Below are 9493 nucleotides of genomic sequence, written 5' to 3'. Positions count from 1 at the left end.
AAACTGATCATTTTCTGGGCCGTTCAAGCCATCCATGGGCACTATGCAAGCGTTCCTGACGCTTGAATGCCCAGAAAACAATCAATTCGCCTTTTGGGTGGGCATTATTTCGAGCCCACTTGAATAGTTACTTCTTTTGTTGATTGTTCCATTTTTATATTGGGTAGATGTTATGCAAATTAAATTGGCTAATCCTCGCGGTTTTTGCGCTGGTGTTGATCGCGCAATTGATATTGTAAACCGTGCGTTAGATATTTTTGGTGCTCCGATTTATGTACGCCATGAGGTGGTACACAATAAATTTGTAGTAGAAACGTTAAAAGAGCGTGGAGCTATTTTTGTTGATGAGCTAAGTGAAATCCCCGATGACGTGATTGTTATTTTCAGTGCTCACGGGGTATCGCAGGCGGTGCGGGAAGAGGCTAGAAACCGAGGCCTTAAAGTATTCGATGCGACTTGCCCTTTGGTGACTAAGGTTCATTTGGAGGTTGTAAAGTACAGTACTGAAGGCTGGGAGTGCATACTTATTGGGCACGAAGGGCACCCTGAAGTAGAGGGTACTATGGGGCAGTACGACACCTCTAATGGCGGTACCATTTACCTTGTTGAGGACGAGGCTGATGTTGCTACGTTACACGTAAAAAACCCGAATAAATTAGCCTACGTCACCCAGACGACATTATCGATGGATGATACCGCGAAGGTAATAGAAAGCCTACGCGCCCGTTTCCCTAATATCGAAGGTCCGCGTAAAGACGATATTTGTTATGCCACCCAGAATCGCCAAGATGCTGTTAAGCAGTTAGCGTTGGAAACCGACGCTGTATTGGTTGTTGGTTCACCCAATAGTTCTAATTCAAATCGCCTTCGCGAATTAGCTGAGCGCTGCGGCACTGATGCTTATTTAATTGATGGCCCCGAAGATTTAAACCCAGAGTGGTTTAAAGGGAAAAAGAATATTGGCATTACGGCGGGGGCCTCGGCACCGGAGGTACTGGTTACTGATGTGATTTCGGGGTTACAAAAGTTGGGCGCAAAACCGCCTGTTGAGTTAGACGGTAAACCTGAGAATGTAAGTTTTTCATTGCCGAAAGAATTGCGCTAGAGCGGCAGAGGCACAATAAAAAAGGCTGCAATTACAGCCTTTTTTATTGTGTGGAAGCTTCTACATCTTCTCCATCACTTCAATACCCAGCAATCCAAGCCCGGCTTCCAGTACCTCACTCACTTTCGCGCTCAAACACAGCCGGCTATTTTTAGCTTCGTCACTTACGCCGTCTTTTAATATTGGGCAAGCTTCGTAAAAGGTCATAAACAAGCTGGCGAGGTCGTATAAATACGTACACATTAAATGCGGTAGTGCTTCGGCAGCCACTTGTTCGGCACAGTCGTGGAATTGCAGTAATTTAATGGCGAGTGCTTTTTCTTGTTCGGCCGCTATTACAATGGGGCCATCTAGGCTACTGCCTTCGGCTTTGCGAACAATGCTGCGAATACGGGTATAGGCGTACTGTAAATAAGGGCCGGTATTACCTTCAAAGCTGAGCATGGTTTCCCAGTTGAAAATGTAATCATTGGTGCGCGTTTTACATAAGTCGGCGTATTTTACGGCGGCTATACCGACTTTGTTCGCGATTATTTGCAGTTCTTCTGGGGCTAGTGTTGGATTTTTTTCTTTAACAGTATTAAGCGCTCGCTCGCAGGCTTCGGTCACCAGCGCGGCTAATTTAACCGTGCCTCCAGTACGTGTTTTGAACGGCTTGCCGTCGCTGCCCATCATCGTGCCAAAGGGGTGGTGCTCTAGGCTAACGCTTTCTTTTACGAAGCCGGCTTTGCGCGCTGTGGTGAATACTTGCTGCATGTGCAGTGATTGCCGGGCATCAATAAAATACAGAATGCGCTGAGCATTTAACGTATTGGCGCGATAGCGAAGGGCGGCTAAATCGGTGGTGGAATAAAGATAGCCACCATCGGCTTTTTGAACAATCACCGGTGATGGCTCACCTTCTTTGTTTGCGAGTTCTTGTAAGAATACGACTTGTGCGCCGTTATCGGTAACTGCGAGTTTTTGATCTTGTAGTTCTTTAACCAGTGTAGCGAGGTCGCTGTTGTAGGCGCTTTCGCCGCGCACATGGCTTTCGTTGAGTGACACATTCAAGTGCTGATAAATTTCTTGGCTGTGGGTTAGTGAAATGTCACGAAATTGCTGCCATAGCGCCAGCATTTTTTCGTTGCCACCTTGCAGCTTAACCACGTATTCGCGGGCGGTATTGGCAAAGTCGGGCTCTTGATCAAAACGCACTTTGGCTTGCTGGTAAAAGACTTCCAAGTCTTTTAGCGCAAGTGTTGGGTTTTCGCCTTTAGCCATCTCGCTTTCAAGGTGCGCGATAAGCATGCCGAATTGCGTGCCCCAGTCGCCCACATGGTTTTGGCGAATAACGGTATAACCTAAATATTCCAGCGTGCGAACCACGGCATCGCCAATGATACTTGAACGCAAGTGCCCAACGTGCATTTCTTTGGCGAGGTTAGGACCAGAGTAATCGACGGCAATTGTTTGTGATGCGTTAGCGCTATTGGCGCCTTCGCTAGCCGTTAATGCCTGCGCGCTTTCGGCCAACCAACTATTATGTAGATGTATGTTGATAAACCCGGGGCCAGCGATTTCGATTTTACTGGCGATATCGTCAATGGCTAGGTGCTCGACGATACTCTGCGCAATGGCGCGAGGGTTACTTTTCATGGCCTTGGCGGCGCCCATTGCGCCGTTGGCTTGGTAGTCGCCGAAGTTGGCGTTCTTACTGGGGGCAACATGCGGTTGACACTCGGCGGGAATGCCTGCAGCCTGCATGGCTTGGCTAACACGTTCAGATAAAATATTGCGAAGGCTCATAGTCACTACACTGTACTTAATATAACGGAAAATAAATAAAACCGGACGATTGTAGCGGGCTGCTGAAGCGTTGCAAGCGAGAGGGCTAAAAATGACAGATATATCGACGATTGGGCTCAATTCTGGCCATATTTGTGCTGAGTCTGTGAATGGCGGAGCAACGTGGTTGATTACATTGGATCGAGGTGCCGTTAAAAACGCGCTCAATCTTGCGATGTATGCTGATTTAGCGGCGTTGCTGAACGGTTTTTCAGCTGACGATACCGCGAGAGTTGTCATTATTACGGGTGCTGGAGGGTGCTTTACTAGCGGTAACGATCTTGCTGATTTCGCCGCGATGGGAATCGATAGCGTCGTCAGCGAGCAGTCAAGTTTGTGGCACTTTATGGTGGCGCTGAGGGATTGCCCCAAGCCTGTTGTTATTGCCGTTGATGGTCTAGCCATTGGCATCGGTACGACGATGTTGTTGCATGCGGATGCGGTATTTGCATCACCGAGTGCAAGCCTTTCGATGCCTTTTGCTAAACTTGGGTTATGCCCTGAGTATGCGAGTTCGTTATTGTTGCCTAGGCGAGCGGGTTATTTAAAAGCTGCGGAGTGGTTGATGCTGGGGAATGCATTCACTGCTCAGGAGGCGCAAGCAGGTGGTTTGGTGAATGCTGTTGTCGAGGATGCGTTGGCGGCAGCGGTAGATTATGCGCTGCGGCTGCAGGCAGTGCCGCCGGATGCGCTGGTCACCACTAAAGCGTTACTAAAGTCGGCGGATAAAAGCAGTGTAGAGCAGTGTATGCTGGCTGAAGCGCAACACTTTAAAGTGGCGCTGGGTGGCAAAGAGTTTGCGGATGCGTTGGCGGCTTTTTTTAATAAAAGCTAGTGCCGAAATAATTTTAGGTTGGGAAAATAGAATGATTACAATTGATTGCAGCGCCTTAAATGTCATGGTGGTTGGCGGTACTAGCGGGATTAATCGCGGTATTGCCGAGCTCTTTGCCGAACATGGTGCATCAGTTGCTGTTGCAAGCCGTAGTCAAGCTAAGGTTGATGATACGGTCGCTTCGCTCAAGGCTTTGGGCGCGTCTAAGGCTTTGGGGTTTGCTGCCGATGTTCGAAATTATGACGATTTGCAATTAGGCTTAGAGAATATGGCCAAAGCCATGGGTGGCTTTGATGTTGTCGTTTCGGGTGCCGCTGGGAATTTTCCTGCACTCGCTAATGAGATGTCGCCCAATGCTTTTAAATCGGTGATTGATATCGATTTAATTGGCACCTATCACGTTATGCGCGCTATTTTTCCTTTGCTAAACAAACCCGGCGCTTCTGTTATTAGTATTTCAGCACCGCAGGCGCAAATGCCTATGATTGCGCAAGTTCATGTATCGGCGGCCAAAGCGGGTGTTGATATGATTACGCGCAACCTTGCCAATGAATGGGGTCCTAGCGGCGTTCGCATTAACAGTATTATTCCGGGCCCCATAGCGGGTACTGAAGGGGTGGCACGCTTAGCGCCCACGCCGGCAGCGATGAAACTGTGTGAAAAATCGGTGCCTCTTCAGCGTATGGGCACTACAACTGATATTGGTAATGCGTGTTTGTTTTTGGCTTCGCCATTAGCAAGCTTTGTAACGGGGGCTGTTATTCCCGTTGATGGTGGTTGGCTGCAGGGCGGTGTTGCAGCTGTTGCGGCCACGTTTAATCAATTGTTGCAGGGCGAGAGACCAACCTCTTAAAGCGAGAGAAAATACTTTTCTTCCTCGTACATAAGGCGGCTTAAGTTTTTCTGGCCGCCAAAGTTTAACTGTTTTCATCTCGTAAAGTGACGTTGATATTACCGCTATTATCAGCGTTGGTTTTTACTGTAATTGGTCGGCAGCAAACAAAGCAGTCTTCAATATATTCCTGCTCGCTTTCGCTGGTATCAATGACAAGCTCAATCAGTTCGCCGCAGTAGGGGCAGTAGCTTTTTTGCGTGTCTAGCATATTCATCCTTTAAGCAAAAAAGCCCGCCTAGATTTCTCTTGGCGGGCTTTTAGTGTCTTAGTTCTTACTTAAATTAATCGCCTGGGCGAATATTTTTGGCCCAGTCAATGGTGGTTTGCTTGATATAACGACCTGACTCCGTGAGGTTGTTTTCGGACCAGCCAGAGCCATTACCTGATGTGAGTATAGAGGCCCCTTCATTTTTATCGGTCAATGACCAGTTGGCGTGGCTAATGTCATTGTCATACAAAAACTGAAGCCAAATGTCGGTCTTTTCTTCATCAAAATTACCATCACCATTCGCGTTAACAGTGCCCCATTCGGTTACAAATAATGGAATGCCATTTTTTAGCGCGGTTATTGCCTTGCTCCTTAAACCTTCCTGATGGTATGGGTCAGCCGCATAAAAGTGAAGTGTGTAGGCAATATTGTCAGCATAGTCAGCGTTGCCAGGAAAGTCGGCTGCAACTATCGGGTTTTCTGAGGCGCTATCTACAAATTGTGAATAATAGGGCGTGCCAACGATGATGAGGTTGTCAGAATGCTTTCTGATTTCTGGGATGATTTCCTTGGCATACTCTTTTATTGTTTCCCAGCTGGTCCTTTCGTTATAGCAAGTTTCGCTGATTGCGGGATCGGGGCTGTCGTGAATCTCTGTGGCGCAAGTAGGCTCGTTATAAATTTCGAATATCACATTATTATTGTTGCCGTATTTACTCGCCATTTCGGAGAAAAACATTTTCGATGCTTCGACTCGGCTTTGAGGTGCTTCGGCGTGGTGAGTATGCCAGTCGATAATTGCATACATATTGTTGGCAATCGCAGCGTCGACAATAGTTGTTACCCGTTGATTGTTGTACATGGGAGCCCCTAAATAGCCCGCAGTGCTAAAGTTTGTTTCTACAGCCATAGCGGCCCTTATCAGGGGGGTGTTCCAATTGTTTTTTAGCTGGCTTACGACATCCGAAGTGTAAAACTTCTCGCCTTCACCGGCGTTAGACCAAAACAAACTAACGCCTGAGAGGCTACCTGGTTGACCATCGAACAACACTTTATTGCCATTAGTAGTAATAGGAGGCACGGCATTATTCAGGCTGATGTAGTCGATGATTCCCTTGCCGCCACTGCCTTGTGCTGGCGCGGGTATATCACTTGGATCACCACATTCTGAGCCTTCATAAACGCCAACATCATCAACATACACGGTACCCCACTCGGCTTCAGAGAAAGTGCCGAATGTCATAGTGATGCGCGCTGAGGTATCACTGGCCGATGCGGTAAAAGTGTACTTGAAATCTTGATAGTTGTTTGTAAGTCTAGCTTGCTCGCCGCCGCCCATTAGGCTCGCATAACCAGGAGTTCCTCCTTGGTCAATATTTATGGGTATATCGCGGTTGACAGTTGATTTAGCGCGGAAACAGTAGGTGTACTCTTGACCCTCAGTGACGGAAATGTCGTGGGTCATCTGCGCTTCCCAAGTGGTATCTGCTTTAGTGGCGTTGCTTTGAATTTCTACAATGACTTCGCCATCCCAGCTGTAAATGGATGCGTCATAGCCCCCGCTTGCGTTGCCAGCGAATAGCCCTTGACCATTAGCAAAGGTTCCATCGCTATCTAGAAGAGTGCCTGCACCGGATGAAGTTGGTGCTGAGCTAACCGATGCCGCAGAGCTTGAGCTCGGCATAATGCTGCTCGACGATATCGCACTAGAAGAGCTTTCCATGATAGATGAAGAGCTAACAGGCATAGCGCTGGAGCTGACTTGTGTGGTTTCGCTAGAATTGTTTGCGCTGCTACTGGACGGGGCTGGGTTTCCGCCACAAGCGGCTAGCGCCGAAATAGCTGCTGCCAGCAGTAGGTGCTTGGGTAGTGTTCGGCCAGTCTTCAAAAGCGGCCCGCTAAGGTTCTTCATAGTCTTACCTTGTTATTTATTGGTTTAATAATGCTGTTTTGAGGCGAGTAAATACTTGCTAATACGGTAGCATCTTTCATTCGTGCGTTTTATGACCATGTCGTCAAAAAATGAGACACTTTACTAAGAAAGAGCCTTTAGTGAACTTGGCGTGCATAATTAGAGTGAATATATAGTATGAATTATATACACGGAAGGTTTCGGCAGTTTAATTGCAGCAACCTTCGGTGCGGGGTGCGTTATTGGCCTATTCGGAGATGACGGGCTTGCCGCGTTTTAGTTGAAGGGTATCGCCCGTTGGGTGCTGAGTCATTCTAACTTCACCGATACCGACATCTGATTGATAGACCACGTTGTAGGCAACGATGGTATTTTCGCGGGCTTTTAAGTTGGCGAGTTGCTCGTTTGTGGTAAGCAGTTGACCGTACTCAAATGGGATATTCGCACCTATAGCTGGTGCTTCCGTGAGGGTGCTGACCTGAGATTGCCCGCTAAGGGTGTAGGTAACTTCATACTTGGGCGGCGGCATATTCGCTTTGATGCTTTTGACTCTATTAATGTCGGTAATAACTTCGCCATCGAGGACGGGTAGGGCGGATTTGGGTTTGTAGCTCATACCTATGCGTCGTTCTTGCCCTTCAACATTGATAGTCACTTCGTAACCGGTGGTTTGGTCGGGCTCACGAATGTTGTTACAGACTTGCTCTACCGTTTGGTAGGTTTGTTGTTGCTGGTGGTTAGCTTGGGCGCTTTTGCCAATAAGCCCGCCCGCTATAGCGCTTAGGGCTGTAGCGGCCTTTTTCCCGTTGCCGCCCCCCACTTGGTTGCCCAGTAATCCACCGATAACGGCCCCCGCGGCAGTACCAGCTATTTGGTTTTCATCTTTGGTGGGCGCTTGGTGGGTAACCGTGCGTTCTTCGCACACCTCGCGCGTTTGACCGGCGACAATAATCGGTTTGCTGCTGACGATGCTGGCCAGCGTCGGTGCGCCGGGTTCAGCCCATAGGTCTACCTGCGTTACAGTGGCATATTGCTGTTCCATGCCAACGGTAATGGGCGTGACAGACACGATGGCAGCGCTTTGTGGCGCGCCGCTGCGAATCGCATAGGCGCCACCCGCAGTAGCGATAATAGTGCCCAGTAAAACGCCGGTAAGCATTTGTTTGTTCATGAGAGCTCCGTAGCAGGTTGTTCAATGAGTTGTAGTGTTGATCAGTGGTTGAAGGCTGGCAATAGCGGCAATTGTAAGCCCTAGTGTTTGAAAGCCAAGCGCCTTATCTTGGGAGTGCTAGGGTTATCGCGTTTTGAGTAAAGGGTTTATTTTCGAGCTAAATTGTCAGGCTCCATTCATGTTGCCTGCTTGGCATATGTGGCCTATCGCGCACAAAAAAGGGGAGCCGAAGCTCCCCTTTTTGAATCAACTTAAACTTACACGTCGTAAGTAGAAGAGGAAGTATTGCCGCCACGGCCAGTCCAGTTGGTGTGGAAGAACTCACCACGTGGCTTATCGGTACGCTCATAGGTGTGAGCACCAAAGTAATCGCGTTGTGCTTGTAACAAGTTCGCAGGCAAGCGCGCAGTGCGGTAGCCGTCGAAGTAGTTAAGAGCAGCCATCAAGCAAGGTGTGGGTACGCCGTTAGTAATAGTGGCTACAGCCACGTTACGCCAGCCAGCCTGTGCTTTAGTCACGATGTCAGTGAAGTAGTCATCTAACAATAAGTTGCTAAGCTCTGGGTTTTTATCAAAAGCTTTTTTGATGTCGCCCAAGAAAGCAGAGCGGATGATACAGCCACCGCGCCACATCATAGCGATGCCGCCGTAGTTTAAGTTCCAGTTGAACTCTTTAGCCGCTTCACGCATTAAGGTATAGCCTTGTGCGTAAGAAACGATTTTAGAAGCCAATACCGCTTGGCGAAGGTCTTCGATGAAGGCTGCTTTGTCGCCAGTGAAAGACTTGGCTGGGCCTTCAATCACTTTAGAGGCTGCTACGCGCTCGTCTTTAAGTGCAGAAATACAGCGTGCAAATACAGACTCAGCAATAAGCGTTAAAGGAACACCCAAATCAAGGGCAACAACGCCAGTCCACTTGCCAGTACCTTTTTGGCCTGCAGTGTCTAGGATCTTCTCAACCAATGGCTCGCCGTCTTCATCTTTATAAGCCATGATGTCGCGAGTGATTTCAACGAGGTAAGAATCTAACTCGGTGTTGTTCCAGGCCGCAAAGACTTCGTGAATCTCGTCAGCGCTCATGCCAACGACTTCCGTCATTACTTGGTAGGCTTCACACAATAATTGCATGTCGCCGTACTCAATACCGTTGTGAACCATTTTAACGAAGTGGCCAGCGCCGTTTTCGCCAACGTAGTCACAGCAAGGCTCGCCACCTTCAACTTTGGCAGAAATGCCTTGGAATATAGGCTTAACAAATTCCCAAGCTTCTTTAGATCCGCCAGGCATGATTGAAGGGCCTTTTAATGCGCCTTCTTCACCACCAGAAACACCGGCACCGACAAAGAACAGACCTTTTTCAGATAAGTACTTCTCGCGACGGATAGTGTCTGGGAAATGGGTGTTGCCGCCATCAATAATGATGTCGCCTTTTTCTAAGTGCGGAATCAAAGATTCGATAGTTGCATCAACCGGGCCGCCCGCTTTAACCATGATCATGATTTTGCGTGGTTTAGCGAGTGATTGAACGAGCTCTTCTACAG

General features: G+C 48.4%; 8 protein-coding genes. 3 read left to right on the top strand and 5 right to left on the bottom strand.

The features are described from left to right. The first annotated feature begins 172 nt into the window (after positions 1-172). Positions 173-1105 (top strand): 4-hydroxy-3-methylbut-2-enyl diphosphate reductase, encoded by a 933-nt coding sequence (gene ispH, locus AC3A8L_RS10640; RefSeq protein ID WP_487962231.1) that lies wholly within the window; start codon positions 173-175, stop codon positions 1103-1105. 60 nt (positions 1106-1165) lie between these two features. Here the strand turns inward: ispH and argS are convergent, their stop codons facing one another. Further along, positions 1166-2893 (bottom strand): arginine--tRNA ligase, encoded by a 1728-nt coding sequence (argS, locus tag AC3A8L_RS10635; protein ID WP_487962230.1) that lies wholly within the window; start codon positions 2891-2893, stop codon positions 1166-1168. Between the two features lie 91 nt (positions 2894-2984). On the opposite strand from argS, the gene AC3A8L_RS10630 reads away from it, so the two are divergent. Beyond that, positions 2985-3767 (top strand): enoyl-CoA hydratase-related protein, encoded by a 783-nt coding sequence (locus AC3A8L_RS10630; protein ID WP_487962229.1) that lies wholly within the window; start codon positions 2985-2987, stop codon positions 3765-3767. A gap of 31 nt (positions 3768-3798) precedes the next feature. Further along, positions 3799-4620: an SDR family oxidoreductase gene (locus tag AC3A8L_RS10625; protein ID WP_487962228.1), complete on the top strand. Its 822-nt coding sequence runs from the start codon at positions 3799-3801 to the stop codon at positions 4618-4620. A gap of 64 nt (positions 4621-4684) precedes the next feature. Here the strand turns inward: AC3A8L_RS10625 and AC3A8L_RS10620 are convergent, their stop codons facing one another. The 4 genes from AC3A8L_RS10620 to gnd form a co-directional block, all read right to left on the bottom strand. Continuing rightward, complete coding sequence (locus tag AC3A8L_RS10620; protein WP_487962227.1) at positions 4685-4870, bottom strand: CPXCG motif-containing cysteine-rich protein; 186 nt, start codon at positions 4868-4870, stop codon at positions 4685-4687. Positions 4871-4943: 73 nt separating this feature from the next. Then, a complete protein-coding gene (locus tag AC3A8L_RS10615) occupies positions 4944-6782 on the bottom strand; it encodes a glycoside hydrolase family 5 protein (RefSeq protein WP_487962226.1) in 1839 nt (612 codons plus the stop codon). Between the two features lie 247 nt (positions 6783-7029). Then, the gene (locus tag AC3A8L_RS10610) at positions 7030-7953 is read right to left on the bottom strand and encodes a glycine zipper 2TM domain-containing protein (protein WP_487962225.1); all 924 of its coding nucleotides are present in this window, start codon (positions 7951-7953) and stop codon (positions 7030-7032) included. A gap of 257 nt (positions 7954-8210) precedes the next feature. Next, positions 8211-9493 (bottom strand): decarboxylating NADP(+)-dependent phosphogluconate dehydrogenase (gnd, locus tag AC3A8L_RS10605; RefSeq protein ID WP_487962224.1); only part of this gene is annotated, 1283 nt, incomplete at its 5' end.

The organism is Marinagarivorans sp., assembly GCF_982758155.1.
The sequence above is the reverse complement of the archived record's forward strand: the minus strand, read 5'-3'. Positions and strand labels throughout refer to the sequence as shown.

Coding starts and splice junctions, on each gene's coding strand:
- ispH (WP_487962231.1), top strand. CDS start 173: ATGCAAATTAAATTGGCTAATCCTCGCGGTTTTTGCGCTGGTGTTGAT.
- argS (WP_487962230.1), bottom strand. CDS start 2,893: ATGAGCCTTCGCAATATTTTATCTGAACGTGTTAGCCAAGCCATGCAG.
- AC3A8L_RS10630 (WP_487962229.1), top strand. CDS start 2,985: ATGACAGATATATCGACGATTGGGCTCAATTCTGGCCATATTTGTGCT.
- AC3A8L_RS10625 (WP_487962228.1), top strand. CDS start 3,799: ATGATTACAATTGATTGCAGCGCCTTAAATGTCATGGTGGTTGGCGGT.
- AC3A8L_RS10620 (WP_487962227.1), bottom strand. CDS start 4,870: ATGCTAGACACGCAAAAAAGCTACTGCCCCTACTGCGGCGAACTGATT.
- AC3A8L_RS10615 (WP_487962226.1), bottom strand. CDS start 6,782: ATGAAGAACCTTAGCGGGCCGCTTTTGAAGACTGGCCGAACACTACCC.
- AC3A8L_RS10610 (WP_487962225.1), bottom strand. CDS start 7,953: ATGAACAAACAAATGCTTACCGGCGTTTTACTGGGCACTATTATCGCT.